At 52.6% G+C, this 20,018-nt stretch carries 18 protein-coding genes; all 18 read right to left on the bottom strand.

From position 1 onward, the window contains the following. The 18 genes from rfbC to wcaE all read right to left on the bottom strand — a co-directional run bounded on the left by rfbC (window position 1) and on the right by wcaE (window position 20,013). Complete coding sequence (rfbC, locus tag RT120_RS07065; protein WP_312981174.1) at window positions 1–549, bottom strand: dTDP-4-dehydrorhamnose 3,5-epimerase; 549 nt, start codon at window positions 547–549, stop codon at window positions 1–3. A gap of 13 nt (window positions 550–562) precedes the next feature. Next, on the bottom strand, window positions 563–1,453 hold the full coding sequence (gene rfbD, locus RT120_RS07060; RefSeq protein WP_312981171.1) for a dTDP-4-dehydrorhamnose reductase: 891 nt from the start codon (window positions 1,451–1,453) through the stop codon (window positions 563–565). Between the two features lie 15 nt (window positions 1,454–1,468). Further along, the gene (rfbA, locus tag RT120_RS07055; protein WP_312981168.1) at window positions 1,469–2,347 is read right to left on the bottom strand and encodes a glucose-1-phosphate thymidylyltransferase RfbA; all 879 of its coding nucleotides are present in this window, start codon (window positions 2,345–2,347) and stop codon (window positions 1,469–1,471) included. 9 nt (window positions 2,348–2,356) lie between these two features. Then, a complete protein-coding gene (gene rfbB, locus RT120_RS07050) occupies window positions 2,357–3,421 on the bottom strand; it encodes a dTDP-glucose 4,6-dehydratase (RefSeq protein ID WP_312981166.1) in 1,065 nt (354 codons plus the stop codon). A 450-nt stretch (window positions 3,422–3,871) separates the two neighbouring features. Further along, the gene (galF, locus tag RT120_RS07045) at window positions 3,872–4,762 is read right to left on the bottom strand and encodes a UTP--glucose-1-phosphate uridylyltransferase GalF (protein WP_312981163.1); all 891 of its coding nucleotides are present in this window, start codon (window positions 4,760–4,762) and stop codon (window positions 3,872–3,874) included. A gap of 174 nt (window positions 4,763–4,936) precedes the next feature. Next, window positions 4,937–6,349 carry a colanic acid biosynthesis protein WcaM gene (gene wcaM, locus RT120_RS07040; protein WP_312981162.1) on the bottom strand — a complete coding sequence of 471 codons (1,413 nt, stop codon included), beginning with the start codon at window positions 6,347–6,349 and terminating at the stop codon, window positions 4,937–4,939. Window positions 6,350–6,364: 15 nt separating this feature from the next. Continuing rightward, window positions 6,365–7,582, bottom strand: a complete 1,218-nt coding sequence (gene wcaL / locus RT120_RS07035) for a colanic acid biosynthesis glycosyltransferase WcaL (RefSeq protein ID WP_312981160.1) — start codon at window positions 7,580–7,582, stop codon at window positions 6,365–6,367. Continuing rightward, window positions 7,579–8,859 (bottom strand): colanic acid biosynthesis pyruvyl transferase WcaK, encoded by a 1,281-nt coding sequence (wcaK, locus tag RT120_RS07030; RefSeq protein WP_312981157.1) that lies wholly within the window; start codon window positions 8,857–8,859, stop codon window positions 7,579–7,581. Before wcaK ends, wcaL begins: the two co-directional genes overlap by 4 nt. A 36-nt stretch (window positions 8,860–8,895) precedes the next feature. Next, the gene (locus RT120_RS07025) at window positions 8,896–10,374 is read right to left on the bottom strand and encodes an MOP flippase family protein (RefSeq protein ID WP_312981154.1); all 1,479 of its coding nucleotides are present in this window, start codon (window positions 10,372–10,374) and stop codon (window positions 8,896–8,898) included. A 9-nt stretch (window positions 10,375–10,383) separates the two neighbouring features. After that, window positions 10,384–11,778, bottom strand: a complete 1,395-nt coding sequence (gene wcaJ / locus RT120_RS07020) for an undecaprenyl-phosphate glucose phosphotransferase (RefSeq protein ID WP_312981151.1) — start codon at window positions 11,776–11,778, stop codon at window positions 10,384–10,386. 95 nt (window positions 11,779–11,873) lie between these two features. Next, entirely contained in the window at window positions 11,874–13,250 is a 1,377-nt protein-coding gene (cpsG, locus tag RT120_RS07015; protein ID WP_312981148.1) for a phosphomannomutase CpsG, read from the bottom strand. A gap of 73 nt (window positions 13,251–13,323) precedes the next feature. Next, on the bottom strand, window positions 13,324–14,766 hold the full coding sequence (cpsB, locus tag RT120_RS07010) for a mannose-1-phosphate guanyltransferase (RefSeq protein ID WP_312981145.1): 1,443 nt from the start codon (window positions 14,764–14,766) through the stop codon (window positions 13,324–13,326). Beyond that, on the bottom strand, window positions 14,763–15,989 hold the full coding sequence (gene wcaI / locus RT120_RS07005) for a colanic acid biosynthesis fucosyltransferase WcaI (RefSeq protein ID WP_312981140.1): 1,227 nt from the start codon (window positions 15,987–15,989) through the stop codon (window positions 14,763–14,765). The genes cpsB and wcaI overlap by 4 nt, the downstream gene beginning before the upstream one ends. After that, entirely contained in the window at window positions 15,986–16,465 is a 480-nt protein-coding gene (locus RT120_RS07000) for a GDP-mannose mannosyl hydrolase (RefSeq protein ID WP_312981136.1), read from the bottom strand. The genes wcaI and RT120_RS07000 overlap by 4 nt, the downstream gene beginning before the upstream one ends. A 2-nt stretch (window positions 16,466–16,467) precedes the next feature. After that, window positions 16,468–17,433 carry a GDP-L-fucose synthase gene (locus tag RT120_RS06995; protein WP_312981503.1) on the bottom strand — a complete coding sequence of 322 codons (966 nt, stop codon included), beginning with the start codon at window positions 17,431–17,433 and terminating at the stop codon, window positions 16,468–16,470. A 2-nt stretch (window positions 17,434–17,435) separates the two neighbouring features. Continuing rightward, window positions 17,436–18,557, bottom strand: coding sequence for a GDP-mannose 4,6-dehydratase (gmd, locus tag RT120_RS06990; protein WP_312981134.1), 1,122 nt, complete (start codon window positions 18,555–18,557; stop codon window positions 17,436–17,438). 34 nt (window positions 18,558–18,591) lie between these two features. Then, complete coding sequence (gene wcaF, locus RT120_RS06985; protein ID WP_312981131.1) at window positions 18,592–19,149, bottom strand: colanic acid biosynthesis acetyltransferase WcaF; 558 nt, start codon at window positions 19,147–19,149, stop codon at window positions 18,592–18,594. A 111-nt stretch (window positions 19,150–19,260) separates the two neighbouring features. Further along, window positions 19,261–20,013, bottom strand: coding sequence for a colanic acid biosynthesis glycosyltransferase WcaE (gene wcaE, locus RT120_RS06980; RefSeq protein ID WP_312981128.1), 753 nt, complete (start codon window positions 20,011–20,013; stop codon window positions 19,261–19,263). Window positions 20,014–20,018: the final 5 nt, after the last annotated feature.

Here is a 20,018-nt window from a genome sequence, read left to right as displayed (position 1 = left end):
TTATAATTTAATGATATTTTTTAATGTAGGCTGAACTTTATCTTTCTCAGAAAGATTAATCGGAATATTAATTGATGGCCATGTAATATTAATATCCTGATCGTTCCAGATTATTCCACGGTCACTTTGCGGATGATAATAATTCGTTGTTTTATAGACAAACTGAGCGCGTTCACTCAATGTAAGAAAACCATGCGCAAAACCTTCCGGGATCCATAACTGACGGTGATTTTCTGCACTAAGATTCACACCCACCCACTTGCCATAGGTTGGCGAACCATCACGAATATCCACTGCTACGTCGAATACCTCACCCTCAATGCAACGAACCAACTTGCCTTGTGCATAAGGCGCCAATTGATAATGAAGACCGCGCAATACGCCTTTCGCTGAGAGTGAATGATTGTCCTGAACAAACTCTACGTTTCTGTTTACCGCATCATCAAAGATTTTTTTATTGAAGCTCTCAAAAAAGAAACCTCTGGGATCGCCGAACACTTTCGGTTCAAAAATGAGTACATCAGGGATTTCTGTACGAATAATATTCATTGCGAGTCTCTGCTTATTTACCTAATACTTCAATAACTACACGCTTTACGCCCGTTTTCCAGTCAGGAAGAATCAAATCAAAGGCTTGCTGAAATTTATCGTTGCTAAGCCTTGAGTTATGAGGACGTTTTGCTGGTGTAGGATAAGACGAGGTCGGAACCCCCGTGAGTTTTTCAATTTTCAGTGATTCGCCGTTTTCACGGGCAACCTCAAAAACAAACGAGGCATAATCAAACCACGTTGTTTCCCCACTCGCGACAAGATGGTAAGTGCCATATTTGGTTTGATCGTTCTTTTCAAAACGGATCGCATGAGCAGTGCAATCCGCCAATAGCTCTGCACCTGTTGGTGCGCCGAATTGATCGTTAATAATCGAAAGTGCATCTCTTTCGCGCGCTAATTTAAGCATAGTTTTTGCAAAATTCGCGCCGCGCGTGGCATAGACCCAACTGGTGCGAAAAATAAAGTGGCGAGGGTTTGCACTCCGAATGGCTTCTTCACCGGCAAATTTTGTCTCACCATATACGTTAAGCGGACCGGTTTGCTCATCTTCATTTCGATAGTGAGTCCCTTTTCCATCAAACACATAGTCGGTTGAATAATGGATGAGCAACGCACCGAGACTTGCCGTTTCTTTAGCAATTATGGCCACGCTGTCAGCATTCATTAAACGAGAAAGCGCGGGTTCGCTTTCTGCTTTATCAACGGCAGTATGCGCGGCTGCATTCACTACGACATCCGGATGAACGGTTTGGATCGTCCGAGCAATACCTTCAAGATCGGTTAAATCGCCACATAAATGGGTATCGAAATAATCGACAGCAACCACCTCGCCCAACGTCGATAAGGCACGCTGTAATTCCCAGCCAACCTGACCATTCTTACCTATCAGTAAAATTTTCATCTCATCAAACCACGGCTATTTAGAAACTGGTTCATCCAGTAAGATATTTAAGTAACGCCCATACTCAGTCTTTTGCAGTAACTTAGCCTGCTCTGCAACCTGCTCTCTGGTTAACCAGCCTTTTCTAAATGCGATTTCTTCAAGGCAGGCTACCTTCATTCCCTGGCGTTTTTCGATGGTATGAATAAACTGAGAGGCTTCCACCAGGCTATCATGCGTGCCGGTATCCAGCCATGCGAAGCCGCGGCCCAGCAATTCAACCTGGAGTTCTCCACGCTCTAAATACATTTGGTTCAGGGTGGTTATTTCCAGCTCGCCACGGGCAGAGGGTTTCACCTGTTTCGCCATTTCCACGACTTTATTGTCATAAAAATAAAGGCCCGTTACCGCCCAATGCGATTTTGGTTTTGCAGGCTTCTCTTCGATAGACAGCGCTTTATAGTTAGCATCAAATTCCACGACGCCAAAACGCTCAGGATCTAACACCTGATAGCCAAACACTGTGGCACCCGATGTAAGTTGCGCGGCAGTTTCTAATTTCTTGCCGAAGCTTTGACCAAAATAAACGTTGTCACCCAGCACCAGCGCGCATGGCTCATTATTTATGAACTCTTCGCCAATAATAAATGCCTGCGCTAATCCGTCCGGCGATGGCTGAACGGCCCAGGAAAGATTAATACCAAACTGCTCACCTGTACCCAGCAAACGTTTAAATGCTGGCATATCTTCTGGCGTTGTGATGATAAGAATATCTTTGATCCCTGACAGCATTAATACAGAGATTGGATAATATATCATCGGCTTATCGTAAACAGGCAGCAGTTGTTTTGATACCCCTTGAGTGATGGGGTAGAGACGCGTTCCAGAGCCGCCAGCCAATACAATACCTTTCATATTTTTATCTCAGTTTGTTAAGCCTAAACGCTCGCCGGCATAGGAACCGTCCAGCACGCGCTGCCACCATTGTTTATTATCAAGATACCAGTGAACGGTTTTCTCGATTCCTGTTTCAAAGGTTTCTTCAGGAACCCAGCCCAAATCATTCTTAATTTTGGATGCGTCAATAGCGTAGCGCATATCGTGGCCGGGACGGTCGGTAACAAAGGTAATCAAATCAGCAAAGCTTGCGATGCCATTTGGTTTGTCGGTGATGATTCCATCAAGAATGCCGCAAATCGTTTTCACAACATCAATATTCTTGCGCTCGTTGTGACCGCCAATATTGTACGTTTCGCCAATCTTGCCTTCGGTCGCCACTTTGTAAAGCGCTCGTGCATGGTCTTCTACATACAGCCAGTCACGGATTTGCGAACCATCGCCATATACCGGCAACGGCTTACCCGCCAGGGCATTCAAAATAATTAGCGGGATCAATTTTTCCGGGAAGTGGTAAGGACCATAGTTATTTGAACAGTTGGTCAAAACGGTTGGCAGCCCGTAGGTTCGGTTCCACGCGCGCACCAGATGGTCGCTCGACGCTTTCGAGGCAGAATAAGGGCTGCTCGGCGCGTATGGTGTATCTTCAGTAAAGAGATCGTCGGTACCGTGGAGGTCGCCATAGACCTCATCGGTAGAGATGTGATGGAAGCGAAAGCCCGCTTTTTTGTCAGCGCTTAAGCATGAGTAATACTGACGAGCGGCATCGAGAAGGACAAAAGTACCGATAACATTGGTATGAATAAACGCGGCAGGACCGTCAATCGAGCGGTCTACGTGGCTTTCCGCCGCCAGATGCATCACGATGTCTGGCTCAAAAGCGGTAAATAAGTCGTTGATTTTGGCATTATCGGTGATATCAGTCTGGGAGAAGTTATAACGCGGGCTATTCTTAACGGAAGCCAGCGACTCCAGGTTCCCGGCATAAGTCAGGCTATCAACAACCAGAACTTCATCATTAGTATTATTAATAATATTACGTACTACAGCGGAACCGATGAAACCCGCTCCACCTGTAACCAGAATCTTCATAACATTACTCAACCTGTGTGAAATAACGTATTGATGACAGAGAGAAACTCATAACACCAATGTTAGTAATTAGGTACGCTACCGCCCCTGGCTTTCGCAACCAGAGCGCGTACGGCTTCGTTGTTTGTTAGTACTCTTGGTAAAAGTTACTGGCGAATCATCCCCACTGGTGCGTAAACGCGACGAGGAAAATGAGAGTCAGGAATTTTTTACGAAGTGCACTGCACCTGCTGAAAAGTGACAGCGATAGGATAGAACATTTTTTTGCAGAGATATGACAGATTTCATTTAAGGACCATAAATACTTCTAATATCGGCATAAAATCAAATTCAAAACTTAGCTGTTGATCTTTCGACAATTAAGCCAAACCTTTACTAGAATCGTTTAAATAACGAACGGCTGCAGCTAAAATGATCTGCAACCGCTCTCTTTTAAACGAAGAATGCTGATTATGACAGCATCTTCTTAATGCTTTCCCTAAATTTTTGACCTTCCTTGAGATTACGCAGACCATAATTCACAAACGCCTGCATGTAACCCATTTTCTTACCACAGTCGTAGCTTTCGCCTGTCATCAACATGGCTTCAACCGGTTGATTTTTGTTCAATGCGGCAATCGCATCAGTCAGCTGTACACGTCCCCATGCACCGGGTTCAGTCCGTTCAAGTTCAGCCCAGATATCCGCAGAAAGTACATAACGCCCTACCGCCATCACATCAGATGCCAGCGTCTGCGGCTGATCCGGTTTTTCGATAAAGTCGACGATACGCGCGACTTTACCTTCCGTATCCAGCGGTTCCTGAGTAGTAATAACAGAATATTCAGAGAGGTCGCCTTCCATACGTTTCGCCAGCACCTGGCTGCGACCGGTTTCCTGAAAGCGAGCAACCATCGCGGCAAGATTATAGCGTAGCGGATCGGCGGAGGCGTCATCCAGCACAATATCCGGCAACACCACCACAAACGGATTATTACCGACTACAGGTTGAGCGCAAAGGATAGAGTGCCCCAAGCCCAGCGGCTGCGCCTGGCGGACGTTCATAATGGTCACGCCCGGCGGACAAATAGATTTTACTTCAGCCAACAGCTGGCGCTTAACACGCTGCTCCAGCAGGGCTTCGAGTTCATAAGAAGTATCGAAGTGGTTTTCAACCGCGTTTTTAGAAGAGTGTGTCACCAGCACGATCTCTTTGATACCCGCAGCCACGATTTCGTCGACGATGTATTGAATCATTGGCTTATCGACGATAGGAAGCATCTCTTTCGGAATCGCTTTGGTGGCAGGCAACATGTGCATGCCCAGGCCGGCAACCGGAATTACTGCTTTCAAATTAATCATTATCAATCCCACCTCAAAATGGTCGATGAATTATAGTCTTTTCGCGCCCCGACGCCAGCACGTTTTGTTAACCGAAACCAGGGGCCAATTCTACCTCTCCCCTCTCCCGCATAAAACGAGAAAAACCCGCTAAATGGGCGATTGCCTCCAGGATTAATCGCAAAATCATCGTCGTTAACGCTTCGTTGATTTATCGGGAAGAGAGAAATTTAGCGCAGAAACATGGATATATTTTTGATCGATGCGATCAATATCGACCGAACTCTGTCCATTTTTATTCACAGCGGTAATATTGCGCAGTGAAATTAACGTTTCGTCGCGCGCCATAAAGCGCCCGCGGACATCTTTTCGCAAGTCAAAGTGTAGCTTAAGGGCCGCTCCCCGGCTTGCATCCTGCATGATGCTGATATCGTGCAAAAAAAGGTGCTGGGGCTGGTTATGCATCTCCAGCGATGCGGACAGGAGTTTCAGGCGGGTAATTGAGACGAAAGAGACCGCATTACCTGAAGAGATTTGGATCCCGCGTAATTTCATTGCGCTTTTTCGATTATCCAGCAGGACATTATTTAACCTAAGGTTCTGTGGTATCGACAAATATTTCCCTCGTACTACTCCATAGCCAATTAACATCCCTGCACTATTAGTCATATTAATATTATCAATTGTAAAATTATCGCAGCCGTATATCGCTACCGTGGCGTTATCAATCCCGGCATTCTTACTGAATTCTGGCGTAATATTGTTCGCCGTGACGTTACGAATAATAAAATGTTTGCCGTTCTCAACATGGACTAATTGACGGCAATTTTTGCCGGTGATGTTCGCAACCACAAAGTGCTTCACCGCCTGGCTTTCGGGATAGTCGTTATCGTAAGTGCTACCCGCCAGCCCGATTCCTATCCCCCAGTTAGTTTTGCCATTGGTACAATTGATGTCCTCAATAACATGGTCGGAAATCAACAAATCACGATCGTTGATGGCGACATTCCATTCAATAGCATCGCCCTGTAAGCGGCTGAAATGCCCGTTCGTGATCTGCACGTTTTCAAGTTGGTTGTGGAAGCCTTGTCGCAGAATGCCGTAATTCGCATCCTGTATGGTGAGTTTGTCGATGGTGAGATTGCGCATGGTTTTTGGGGCGCGTTTGCCGATAAAAACCAGCGCGACCGGCGCGAATCCGCTCATGCTGAGTTGGCTAATACTGCAATCGGACCCACGAATATCAAGAATGACATTATGGATTTCCCCGCTCATCTCGCCGCTAACATGGCAATTATCTGCTAAAACAAAGCGTCCATTGCCATTACCGTCAATACGCCCCCGGACAACCAGTGTCCTTCCTTCAGGCATGAATATGGCACTGTTGACGTTGTCGCAAACCACGTTCTTCGGGATTTCGACCACGGGCGCGGCCTCAAAAGCGCGTCTGAACGCATCCGGCCAGTCGCTATGGAAATAGTCCTGAACATTCGCGGTCCTGGCGCTCTCAAGCGCCAGGACCGCAGGACAATGTAGAAGGGGGAGAAGCGCCACAGAGCCAGTGGCTTTCAGAAGGGTGCGTCGTGAAAAGGTCTTATCGTTGCCCATAAATCCTCAACGTGATTACAGCGTCTGGAGTAAGCCCGCCAGTCGTTTATCAATAACGTGCTGGTTAAACGTGCTTTCAACCTTCTGACGCGCGCGCAATCGCAGCGGTTCGAGCTGTGTTTCATTGAGGCCGGCGACACGCTCAAGCGCGTCGGCCAGAGCCTGCGCGTTGTTTTCCGGCACCAGCCAACCGGACTGTTCGCTGTCTATCAGTTCCGGAATGCCGCTGTGGAAGGTCGAGATAACCGGTATGCCTACCGCCATCGCCTCCATTAGCGCCACCGGGATGCCTTCCATATCGCCATCGGTGCCAGTTACCGAAGGTAATAAAAACAGATCGGCGTCATTCAGCATCGCTTTTACCTCATGGCTGGGCTTAAAACCCGGCATGACGATGTCATCTTCAAGCTGATATTGCTCGATCAGGGTACGTAGTCTGCGTTCCCAGGGGCCAATCCCCAGGATGTGATAGCGAAAAGGTACACCGCGCGCCTTCAACTGCCGGCAGGCTTCGATCGCCACGTGCAGTCCTTTCTTTTCCGTTAGCCGCGCCACGGAAATAATCTGTAGCGGCGAACCCGGCGCTTTAGCCGGACGCAGCGTAAAGTTTTCCATGTCCACGCCCATACGCGACACGGCGATTTTTTCTGCCGGGCAGCCCATCGCCGTCAGCCTGCCCGCCCAGAGTTCGCTAATCGGCAGCATCATGTCGCCGCGTTTAAACAATTTTTGATACTCCGGGGTGTAATGCTCAAGCACCTGCCGATGCGAGACGTCGATACCGTGAAAAACCGTGGCAATTTTCCCCTTAATCAGCCCCAGTTCGCGCAACTTAGCGGCCGTGACGCCCGCCGGGCCGAAATGGGCGATAAACACATCCGCCCGATGGCCCTGAGAGCCTGCACAGATAGCGGATAAGATCAGGTTGCGGGCTTCCTCACCGTAACGCGCCATATTCATGGCCCGCCACACCGCCGGACGATGCAGCCCTTTTACAGTCTCGAAAGCGCGATATTTCAGCTTATTAAGCTTGCCGTCAGGTTCATCCAGCAGCCAGGTCGTTTTGTTCGCCAGTTGATAGCGCTCAAATGCCGCATGGGTATGTTGCAAATCCCCTTTATGGATAGCGACGATCTCTACCTCATAGCCCATCTCGATAAAGCCGACGATCTGGTTGAGTACAAAGGTTTCCGATGCCACCGGGAATTTGAGCAAGAAAAAACCGACCTTCATGTTCTTTCTCCAATGCGCGCCAGCACCGATTGCACCATAGCAATCCCCCGGACGCGTTCAGCGGCCACGGCGCTTTCAAGACGGGTGTTGATTGCCGGCAACTGGCCTAACGTATCGGCCACCAGCCCCTCCAGTGAGCCATCAAGTAACTGGCAGATATCCACCGCCATTTCCGGCAACCCTAATTGCTGCATAATGCCTGCCGACTTATGCTCGTAATTAATGGCGATGGCTGGCGTGCCGAAATTCATGGAGATAATCGCCGAATGCAGGCGAGTGCCAACAGTCAGTTCACAGGCCGCAAGCAATTTGCCCATCTCAAGGTCGTTCAGTTCATCCATTACTACGTGGTAGCGCGACGTGTCGGTGATCAGGGCGCGCAATTTCAGCGCTACCATCCGGTCATCTTTGTTATAGCTGTCGATACCGGTACAGGTTGACAGCGCCAGCACCTGATACCCGGAATCAATCAGTCGGTTGACGATCCCGGCAAAGGCCTTTTCATAGGCTTCCTGCGAGGTGCCAAGCCGTTTATCGAAGGGCGCTAAATCACGCAGCGTGATGGCGACGGTTTTTTGCTGTGCTGCGATCCCGAGCCAGTGCCGTACCGCATAGCTGGCGACAAATTTCTCGTCATGAGGCGCGACCAGCCAGGCGGTATCCACGCCCTGCTCGACTTTTTGCCTGTCGATCTGGCTTTGTTCCATCAGCGCCAGAGACACTTTTTCACGCAGGATCAGCGCGTCGCACTGCCCGAACACATAATTGGCGAGCTGATTAAATTGCGGCTCGTGAAAAGGGCCAACACTGTGGCCGACAATAAACAGCGGCTTATTCGCCATAAAAGTACACAGCGCGTGCTCAAACTGCGGCGTTCCGTAAAGATCGACAAAAAACGATCCGCCAACCTGGATAATCGCGTCGTACTGCGCCAGTTGCTTCACAAAGTTTAAGAACCCCTGGGGAATGGCAACGTTGCGAAGTTGTCCATCGCCCGAGGCTTTTGACAGTAATACCTGGTGCTGATAACGACGTCGCAGCACCTTTTTTACCTTACCCATCAGTCCCGTCGCTTTATTATGGCGCTTCATCTGCTGATGCAAGGGGTCGTTCAGTACCGGGCGATCCAACAGCCATGCGGAACTCACCGGGTAGCGGCTCATGACGTCGACATCCGCGTCAGGCGAAAGCTGGGTAATGGCATCCACGAGGCCACGCAGGATTGCGCTGTCGCCACGGTTTCCACAAGTATGATTGCCAAGAATCAATAATTTCATAATGACCTCTTAATGGGGTTGTATGCAGGCCAGACGTCAACCAGCACGCAGCAGCACTTTGAGTGTTTTATTGCGGCAAAACGGTCGTTTTACCTCAAGAACCAGGGGATGGCGGGAAAGCGCGAGGGTCAACGCATAGGCCACGATGCCCGCAGTAATTTGCGCAGCAAGCACCATGACAGGTTGCCAGTCAGGATCGAGCAAGATACCCGTCAGGTAACTTGCCGCAACGGTGGGAATAACCAGGCGAAACGGCAGCCACAGGCTTTGCAGATACTGCCGGTAGCCTGGACCCAGTACGGGTTTGAGCAGGACAAAATAGGTCAGGAACACGTTGAAGATCTGTATCGTCAGAAAACCCAGCGTTACGCCGATAACGCCGTACATCTGCCCGCCGACAATAATCGCCGGGATAAACAAAAAAGTCTTAAACACGTTGAATTTAAAGCTTAAATCGACACGCGATGTCGCCATCAGCAGCGAGCCGACCGGGTTGCCCACCGCACGTAATAATCCCACCACGCACAGCAGTTGTAATACCGGAACAATGTCTACCCATTTTTCGCCGAACAGCAGCGGCACAGCCTTGTCGGCCACCACCAGCAGCCCCAACAGCGCCGGGAAATTAATAATTCCTACCAGAGAAATCAGCTTATAAAAATTGACCCGCAGCCGAACGGTATCACCCTGCATTTTGGCAAAAGCGGGAAACAGCACCCGGGTAATAATCGGGTTCAGCTTCGCCGGCGGAACCACCGCCAGATTCCAGGCCAGGTTAAAGCCCCCTGCCGCCGCCGCGCCCAAAATACGCGCCAGCACCAGGGTCGAGAGATTGGTATTGAGATAGTTAACCAGACTGTCGGCGGTAAGCCAGGCCCCGAATTTGAGGTTGGGTACCACGGTACGTAGAGAGAACTTAAAACCAGGACGGTAAATATTGCGCCCTACAAAACCAAACAGCGCCGTGCGGACCAGGGTATTTACCAGATAACCGATAATCGCCATCATGGCGTTGGGCCAGAACCAGGCGCCAATCGTGGTGACGCCAAAACCCGACAGCACCGCGCAGGTTTCAATCAGCCCGATTTTATTGAACTCAAGCTCTTTCTGCATCAGCGCGCGGTACTGCTGGCCATGAGGGATCACGATAAACGCCAGCGACAGTGTTTTAATCAGCGGTGCCAGATCGGGGTTGCGCAGCAGCGTCGCCAGGGTGTCGCTGAGCAGGAATACGCCCACACACACGGCCCACCCGAGGCCGACGTTTAGCCAGTAAAGCGTCGACAGCTCGAGATTGCTGATGTTTTTACGCTGAATAATGGAGTTGGCGATGCCAAAATCCGACAGCGTATCCGCCAGCGCGATAATCACCAGCGATATCGTCAGCAGGCCAAACTGATGCTCATTCATCAGCCGTGCCAGCAATGTCATCTGGATCAAGCCCAGGGCGATAATGGCGACGGTGGACATTGCAGACCACTTGGCCCCGCTAATGGTTTTTTCTCTCAGGTTCATGGACTTTCCTTAGTACGCGGCTTTATTCACGAAGCCTTTAAAAACAGTGAGAAAAACAATGCGGATATCGAACCACAGGCTCCATTCGCGGATATATTCCAGGTCGAACTCGATACGCTTTTCCATTTTCTCCAGCGTGTCTGTTTCACCGCGCCAGCCGTTGATTTGCGCCCAGCCGGTGATCCCCGGTTTAACTTTATGGCGCAGCATGTAACCCTCAATCAGCTCGCGATACTGCTCGTTATGGGCCACGGCGTGCGGGCGCGGCCCGACGATGGACATACTGCCGGTCAACACGTTGATAAACTGCGGGAGTTCGTCCAGCGACGTGCGGCGCAGGAAGTTACCCACCGGGGTGACGCGCGGATCGTTCTGGGTGGCCTGGGTCACGACGGCGGCATTCTCCATCACCTTCATGGAGCGGAATTTCCATACCATGATCGGCTTACCGTCCATGCCGTAGCGGGTCTGGCGGAAAATCACCGGGCCTTTTGAGGTCAGTTTCACCGCCAGGGCGATACCGCACAGCACTGGCGAGATCAGCAGCAGGATCAGCGAGGCGAGCACGATATCCTCCGCCCGCTTCAACAAACGGTTAATGCCATTCAGCGGCGTATCGAACAGTGGCACCACTGGCACGCCATTGACCTCATCGGTACGCGAATGCAGGATGTTGAAGGTAAACACGTCCGGGATCAGCATCACCGAGCAGGTGGTGTCGGAAAGCTTGCGCACCAGTTGTTTGATACACGCTTCATCGCTCATCGCCATGGCGATATAGATATTGTGAATTTTGCCGGCTTTGGCATCGTCCACTAGCTGTTCCAGATTGCCGGCCCAGTGTTGCGGTACGCCCCCCGGTTGCGGATCGTGATACACACCGGCCACTTCAAAACCGAGCCAGGGCTCATTCTGGAAACTTTGCACCAGCTCCATACCGACCGGCATTGTCCCGGCAATCGCCACCCGACGGGTGTTATAGCCGCGATTGCGCAGCCAGCCTGCGCCGAAGCGGATGCAGGAACGGCAGACAACCAGCCCCACCGTCGAGAGCAGATACCAGGCAAACCACACGACAAACTGGTTATCAAAATCTTCGTTAAAAGCCAGCAGCCCGGCACTAAATACCAGGCTTAACGTCCAGTTTTGCAACAAAAGAATCAGTTCGGTGGTGATCTTCACGCCGCGCCAGGAGCGGTAAAAATCCGTGATCCCACCGATCATCTGGAATACCGCCAGCGTCAACAACGCGATCAGTAAGTACATGTATAAAAACGGTAACCCGTTTAACTGGCAGATTAGCCATAACCCGCCAAACATAATGGCGATATCAGAAAACCGCTGCACCATTGAGATTAACGATGCATTTGTTTTAGCTCGCTCGCGCTTTTTTAGAGTTGTCATCGTTGGTCCTGTCAATCGCGCTTACGCGCTGAAATGAGGTGGAGCGCAGGCAGGGTTGGATCGACGATCTTCCCTGCCTGCCCTTGCTCCTGTTCTCAGCCTTCCGCTTTCAGCAAGGCCAAAATATCCCGTGTCCGCGCCTGCATCAGCGCCGCATCGCCGCGCGACTCCACGTTCAGACGCACCACCGGCTCGGTATTGGAGCTACGCAGGTTGAAGCGCCAGTCGGCGAACGACATGCTGATCCCATCGGTGTGGTCGACTTCCAGCGCGCGCGCCGCAAAGTACGCTTTCACGCGCGCGATAGCGCTGGCAGGTTCATCCAGGGTGTTGTTGATTTCACCGCTGGCCGGGAACGCCGCCATGCGGTCGCTCACCAGTTGAGAGAGCGATTGACCGCTGGTGCACAGCAGCTCAGTGACCAACAGCCAGGGGATCATGCCGCTGTCGCAATAGGCAAAATCGCGGAAGTAGTGATGGGCGCTCATTTCGCCGCCGTAGATGGCGTCTTCGGCACGCATCCTTTCTTTGATAAACGCATGGCCGGTTTTCGACATCACCGGCGTACCGCCCGCTTCGGTGACCACGTCCACCGTATTCCACGACAGACGCGGATCGTGGATCACTTTTGCGCCAGGGTGTTTTTCAAGGAATGCCTGGGCCAGCAGGCCGACGATGTAATAGCCTTCGATAAACCGCCCGGTCTCATCAAACAGGAAGCAGCGGTCGAAATCGCCGTCAAAGGCAATGCCCATGTCTGCGCCGTGTTTCATTACCGCATCGCGGGTATCGGCGCGGCACTCGGGCAGTAATGGGTTGGGGATGCCGTTCGGGAAATGGCCGTCCGGGGTGTTATGCACTTTGATAAAACGCAGCGGAATACTCAGCGCCTGTAGACGTGCTTCCAGCGCATCGATCACCGGTCCCGCGGCCCCGTTGCCTGAATTAATCACCAGCGTGCGCGGCTGGAAGTTTTTTGTGTCAACGTAGGTCAGCAGATGGTCGATATAAGCCGCGCGAATATCGATTTTCTGATAGCTGCCGCGCGCCTCAGGCTGCACCGGCGGAAAGTCGTTCGCTTCGGCGAGGCGCTGAATATCGCGCAGCCCGGTGTCGCCGCTAACGGGGCGTGCGCCTTCGCGCACCAGTTTCATACCGTTGTAGTCGATGGGGTTGTGGCTGGCGGTGACTTCAATCCCGCCACCCACGTTTAAGTGGAAGGTAGCGAAGTAAATCTCTTCCGTTCCGGCCATGCCGATATCCAGCACGTCAACGCCCGCGTCCTGCAAGCCGCTGGCCAGCGCCAGCTTAAGCGGCTCGCTGGTGAGACGCGCATCACCGCCCACCACCACGGTTTTGGGTTTCAGATACTCGCCAAAGGCGCGGCCAATGCGGGCCGCTATCTCTTCATTCAACTCGACATCCAGTTTTCCGCGAATGTCGTAGGCTTTAAAACAGGTTAATTTTTCCATAATGACCTCGTTTTCAGGCAACAGTCAGCCCTGGCCGGTACACGGCCATAATTTTTTATCGGTAAGTCAGGGCTTAGACGCGCCCGTAGCGATCCTCGAAACGCACCACGTCATCCTCTTCCAGATAGGAACCCGATCGCACTTCAATCAGGTCGAGAGGAATTTTCCCCGGATTTTCCAGGCAATGGGTCGCCCCAAGCGGAATGTAGATTGACTCATTCTCACCGAGCAGTTTGATCTCGTCATTGATGGTGACTTTGGCGGTGCCCGCCACCACGATCCAGTGCTCGGCGCGATGATGATGCATCTGCAAAGACAGCCCTTCACCCGGTTTCACGCTGATGCGCTTCACCTGGTAGCGCTCGCCCTCGTCGATGGAGTCATATTTGCCCCACGGGCGGTAGACTTCGCGGTGAATATGGTGCTCGTGGCGGCCATCGGCTTTGATTTGCTCCACCACTTTTTTCACATCCTGAACCTGATTACGGTCGGCGATCAGCACGGCGTCTTTGGTTTGTACCACTATCAGATCTTTCACCCCCACCGTGGTGACCAGCCCGGACTCGGCATACACATAGCTGTTCTCGGTTTGATGGCTGATCACATCGCCGTGGTGCACATTGCCTTCCGGCGTACGATTGCTGATCTCCCACAGCGAGGACCAGGACCCAACGTCGCTCCATCCGGCATCCATCGGCACCACCACCGCGTCGGCGGTGCGTTCCATAACCGCATAGTCGATGGACTCTTCCGGACAGGCCAGAAATGCCTCTTCATCCACGCGGATAAAATCGAGGTCAGGATCCATCACATTCATGGCGTTTTCGCAGGCGCTGAGAATATCAGGACGATATTTGGCCAACTCTTCCAGGTAGCGACCTGCGCGGAAGATAAACATGCCGCTGTTCCAGTAATATTCACCGCTGGTGACGTAACGCTGCGCCGTATCCAGGTCCGGTTTTTCAACAAACTGGGCGACGGTAAACGCCACGGCATCGGCCGCCGCGCCAGGGTTGATCAGTTCGCCACGGCGAATATAGCCATAGCCGGTTTCCGGCTGATCCGGGACGATACCGAAAGTCACCAGCTTGCCCTGTATGGCAAACGGCATGGCCGCGTGTACTGCGGCGCGAAACGCCTCTTCATTGTCAATAACGTGGTCGGCAGCCAGCACCAGCATCAGCGGATCGCTATCGGGATTGCGCCGTTTCGCCGCCAGCGCTGCAAGGGCGATAGCGGGCGCGGTATTGCGCCCGGCAGGTTCAAGAATGATGTTTTCGGTCAGTTTATTCAGTTTGCGTAACTGTTCGGCGACGATAAAACGGTGCTGTTCATTGCAGATCACCACTGGGCTTTCACACTGCACGCCGTCGAGCCGGCAAATCGTGGCCTGTAACATCGTCAGCTCCCCTTGCAGGCAGAGGAACTGTTTCGGATACAGCACGCGGGAAAGCGGCCACAGGCGGCTGCCGGAACCACCCGCCATAATGACGGGAAAGAGCGTGGATTGACTCATGGCTTAACTCCAATATCGGCAATAAATTGGCTCAGCACGTTCTCTTTTTCGAGCGTGCGTTCGGCATATTCACGTGCCACCGTGTTTGTTTTCGGCATCATCAGCGCGCTAACAATGCCCCGCTCCAGCGCATCCACCGATTCCGGCTCCACGCAAACCGCGATGCCCGGCGTAATCAGGCAAAGCTGGCCCAGTTCGGTGTTCGGTTCGGCGGTGATCACCGCGTTGCCGCCCACTGCCAGAATATTGGTTAACTTCGAGGGTAATACTGCGTCCGCCGCGCCCCGGCGCTGGATCACCAGATGGCAGTCGGCCAGCGCCAGCAGCGCCGGTAAATCCTCATAGGGCTGTAACGGCATAAACTGCACGTTAGTGAGACCGCGCTGAGCGGCCAGCGCCTCTAACCGCGCTTTACCGCCGCCCTGCCCGACAATCAAGAACAGCCACGGCTGCGAGCGGGCGCGATCCGCTACCGCGATCAGGTTCTCCAGCCCCTGCTTTTCCCCGATGTTGCCGGAGTAGAGCACAATCTTTTTATCCGCCGGCAATGCCAGACGTTCACGCAGTGCCGCCACGTCAGCGGCAGGCACATCGCGAAAACGCGCGACTTCCGACCAGTTAGGAAAGAAAATGGTGCGCTCAGGCGGCACACCTTTCTCGGTGGCTTTGTTGATCATCGAACGGGAAATGGTCGAGACGTTATCCACACCCAGCAAACCGCTACGCTCGAACGCCGCCGCCAGCTTCGCCACCCTGCCGCGTTTGCCGCCCGCCATACCGAGCCCCAGCATGGCGTCCACTTCATAATCCTGAATATGCAGCAGCGTCTTAGCGCCGGAGAGTTTTGCCAGCAGGCGCATACCCGGCGTACAGAACAGCGTCGGCACCACGCCGATAATGCGGTCCGGCTTCCAGCTACGCTGGGAGAGCAACGGGAACAGCGAACTGAGCGCGAAGCTACCCAGATGAACCAGACGCTTCACCGTGGAAGGCTGCTTTGGCACATACAGCGGGCAGCGCCAGACCGTGGCAGCCCCGGTTTCCTTACGCCAGCGCCAGGAAGAATAGTTTTCACCGACCTGCCACGCCGGGTAGTACGGTGGCGCGGTAATGACGCGCACGTCATGCCCCTGGCGCGTCATCCACTCCACCATCTCGCCGGTGTATTTACCGATACCGGTTAATTCCGGGGAGTAATTGATGCCGTACACCAGAATTTTCATAATCCCGGTACTCCGGCCTGCAATGCGGCGTCGAAGTAGGCGCGAGTATTGCGATGCACCTGCTCATCGGCAATCAGCGTGGCGGGTTTCAGCCAGCAATACGCGTCGTGCTGCTCGTCCGGCAGCGCCAGTTGGTCAGCCGAAACCCGCAGGCGAAATCCCAGCACCACGTAATGGGTGGTAAACCCCTCGCCCGCGAAGCTGTCCTGATAAAAGTGCTGCCAGACGCCATAAAACTGCGCATCGCTCTGGCGAAAACCCTGCCCCAACTCGGCCAGGGTCAGGCGTTCAAAGGCCTGGTCAAGCGTTTCATCTTTCTGGACGCGCCCGCCCGGTACAAACCAGTAGCCCTGCGCCGGACGGTTAGTGCGTTTGCCCACTAAAAACTCGCCATTCTGGTTCTCTACGATCAAATCCAGCGAGAGAAGCGGGGTTGAACGCACCACCGTGGCAAAATCCTCATGGCTGAGATACATGACTACCCCCGGAACCGCTGCTGGTTTTCAAGGAACCATTGATAGGTGCTGGCAAGCCCCTGCTCCAGCGACACTTCATGGAACCAGCCGAGGCTGTGCAGCCGCGTCACATCCAGCAATTTGCGCGGTGTGCCGTCGGGTTTAGTGGCATCAAACACCACCCGTCCGCGATAGCCGGTCACCTGCGCCAGGGTTTGCGCCAGCTCACGGATGGTGCAATCTACGCCGGTGCCGACGTTAATGTGCGACAGCATCGGTTCGGTATTCTCTTCCCAGACTTCTTTCGCCAGTTCCATCACGTGAATGCTGGCGGCGGCCATATCATCCACGTGCAGGAATTCGCGCATCGGCGTGCCGCTGCCCCACACCACGACATCCGGCGCGTTGCTGACGGTCGCCTCATGGAAACGGCGCAGCAGCGCCGGGATCACATGAGAATTGCTGGGGTGAAAGTTATCGTTCGGCCCATATAAATTGGTCGGCATCACCGAGCGGTAATCGCGGCCATACTGGCGGTTATAGGATTCGCACAGTTTGATGCCTGCGATTTTGGCAATGGCGTAAGGCTCGTTGGTCGGCTCCAGGGTTCCCTGCAACAGTTCACTTTCCTTCATCGGCTGATTCGCCAACTTTGGATAGATGCAGGACGAGCCGAGGAACAGCAGCTTATTCACGCCGTGGGTATGCGCTGCGTGGATAACGTTGCTCTCCATCATCATATTTTGATAAATGAAGTCCGCCGGATAACGGTTGTTGGCCTCAATGCCGCCCACTTTGGCGGCGGCAAGGTAAACCTGATCGAGCGCTGCGCTGGCGAAAAACGCGTCAACGGCGTGGCTGTCGAGTAAATCCAGTTGCTGACGGGTGCGCAGCACCAGTTCAACATCGTTACGCTGGCTGAGCTGGCGAACCAGGGCGGAGCCCACCATCCCCTGATGGCCCGCGACAAAAATACGCTGTTTTTTCATCATCAGGACTCCAGCGCGATGGCGACCTCATAGCCATGGGATTTCAGCAACGAGTGCTTCTTAGCGGCTTCCAGATCTTTCGCAACCATTTCAGAAACCATCTCTTGAAGCGTGGTCTCCGGCTTCCAGCCCAATTTCTCGTGCGCTTTGGTCGGGTCGCCCAGCAGGGTTTCCACTTCCGCCGGGCGGAAATAACGCGGATCGACGGCGATAATCACATCGCCCGGCTTCACGCCTGGCGCATCATGGCCGGTCACCGACACCACAATGCCTTTCTCTTCCACGCCCTTACCTTCAAAACGCAGTTTGATACCCAGTTGCGCGGCGGCCATCTCCACGAATTCACGCACCGAATACTGTACGCCGGTGGCAATCACGAAATCGTCCGGCTGCTCCTGTTGCAGCATCATCCACTGCATTTTCACGTAGTCTTTGGCGTGGCCCCAGTCGCGCAGGGAATCCATGTTGCCGAGGTACAGGCAGGATTCGAGGCCCTGGGCGATGTTGGCAATAGCGCGGGTGATCTTGCGGGTCACGAAGGTTTCGCCACGGCGCGGGGATTCGTGGTTAAACAAAATGCCGTTGCAGGCGTACATGCCATAAGATTCGCGGTAGTTCACGGTGATCCAGTAGGCATAAAGTTTGGCGACGGCATACGGAGAGCGCGGATAGAACGGCGTGGTCTCTTTCTGCGGGATCTCCTGCACCAGGCCATACAGTTCAGAGGTCGATGCCTGGTAGAAGCGCGTTTTCTTTTCCAGTCCCAGGAAACGGATCGCTTCTAACAGGCGCAGCGTACCCATCGCATCCACATCGGCGGTGTATTCCGGTGATTCAAAGGAGACCGCCACGTGGCTCATGGCCCCGAGGTTGTAGACTTCATCCGGCTGTACTTCCTGCAGAATGCGCGTCAAGTTAGAGGTATCCGTTAAATCGCCATAGTGCAGATGGAATTTCGGGTTGCTGGTATGCGGATCCTGATAAATATGATCCACACGTTCGGTATTGAATGAAGAGGCGCGGCGCTTAATGCCGTGAACTTCGTAACCTTTCTCCAACAACAGTTCGGCCAGGTAAGAACCATCTTGTCCGGTTACACCCGTAATAAGAGCCACTTTACTCATGATTTATTTTTCCTCTGTTTAAATCGGGCCTGGTTTAACTTGCCAGACTGCTGTTTACACGCTCGCGAATAATTTTCGCCGGATTACCGCGACAAATCACATTGCCGGGTAAGGATTTAAATACGCTGCTCCGCGCACCGACGACGGTGCCTTCACCAATCGAAACGCCGGGTGCGACAAACACATCGGTCGCCAGCCAGCATTTCTCGCCAATCACAATCGGTTTGGCATAAATATCGAAATGCGCGCTCAAATAATCATGGCTGCCGGTGCATAAATAACTTTTCTGGGAAATCACCGCATTGGCACCGATAGTAATATTGCCAAGCGTATATAACACCGCATCGTCGCCGACCCAGGCATAATCGCCCAGCGTTAATTTCCACGGATAGGTTATTTTTACCGAAGGGCGAATCACCACCCCTTTACCTATTTTTGCACCGAATAACCTTAATAAAAATGTGCGCCAGCGATACGCTATTTGCGGAGACCAGGCAAATAGGGTTTTCTGCACTGCCCACCATAATTGAACTTTAACAGGATGCCCGCCGCGGAAATTTTTTGGAACCGAGAATCCTCTTAATTCTTGCATCGGATGTCCTTATGTTTTAATTCAATAACGCGCGGAGACTTTAAAAATAACAATGCAAATGCCCCCGCCCTGATAAGAGCGTAAAATTAATCGCAGATTAATTAAATAAGATTAACTTTTTTGATATAGCGCTTTTGTTTTACCGGTGTTACGTATTCTTAACCGGTAAGACAGCTCAGCCCAAAAGCCAGGTACGCCTAAAATAGCGCGTTGAACATTTTTAGCATCCTGGCACAACTCCAGATTATTGGAGGTGGAAACGCCGCCCATGGAAAACTCCGACACCAAACCTTCAAGGCGCTTAAAGGGATATCCGGCTTTATATAATTTTGCCGCTAAAGCATAATCTGACGACACTTTATATTGCAGATCGTAAGGGTGTAATTTTAATCCCTGCATCGGGAAAAATATTGCCTGATGGCTGGCGGGCAAGCTGTGATAGATGTACCAGCCCTGCTTGGCGCTGCGGCGGGTTTTATGGCCATTACCGAAGTCCAGCAGCGCATCGCCAATCACCATCGCCGGTTTGTGCGCAGGTATCTCTGCCAGTTGGCGTACGAACTGCGCCACGTCGGGATGGAATACATCGCCGGAGTTCAGGAACAGGGCATAATCGCCGCTGGCAAGCTGAATGCCCTTATTCATGGCGTCATAAATGCCATTATCTTTTTCGCTGACATAACGTAATTGATATTGTCCATCGAGGCTTTTCAGAAATTCCTCAGTACCGTCTCTGGAACCGCCATCCACCACAATCCATTCAAAATCGATATTCTGATCGGCCGCCAGATACGCCAGCGATCGCCATGTTTTCTCCACCCCGGCAAGATTTTTCCAGGCCACCGTAATGACGCTTAATCGCATTGTTA

Origin of the sequence: Atlantibacter sp., assembly GCF_032062175.1 — a bacterium.
Taxonomy (GTDB): domain Bacteria; phylum Pseudomonadota; class Gammaproteobacteria; order Enterobacterales; family Enterobacteriaceae; genus Atlantibacter.
This window is presented reverse-complemented; position numbering and strand designations above follow the sequence as displayed.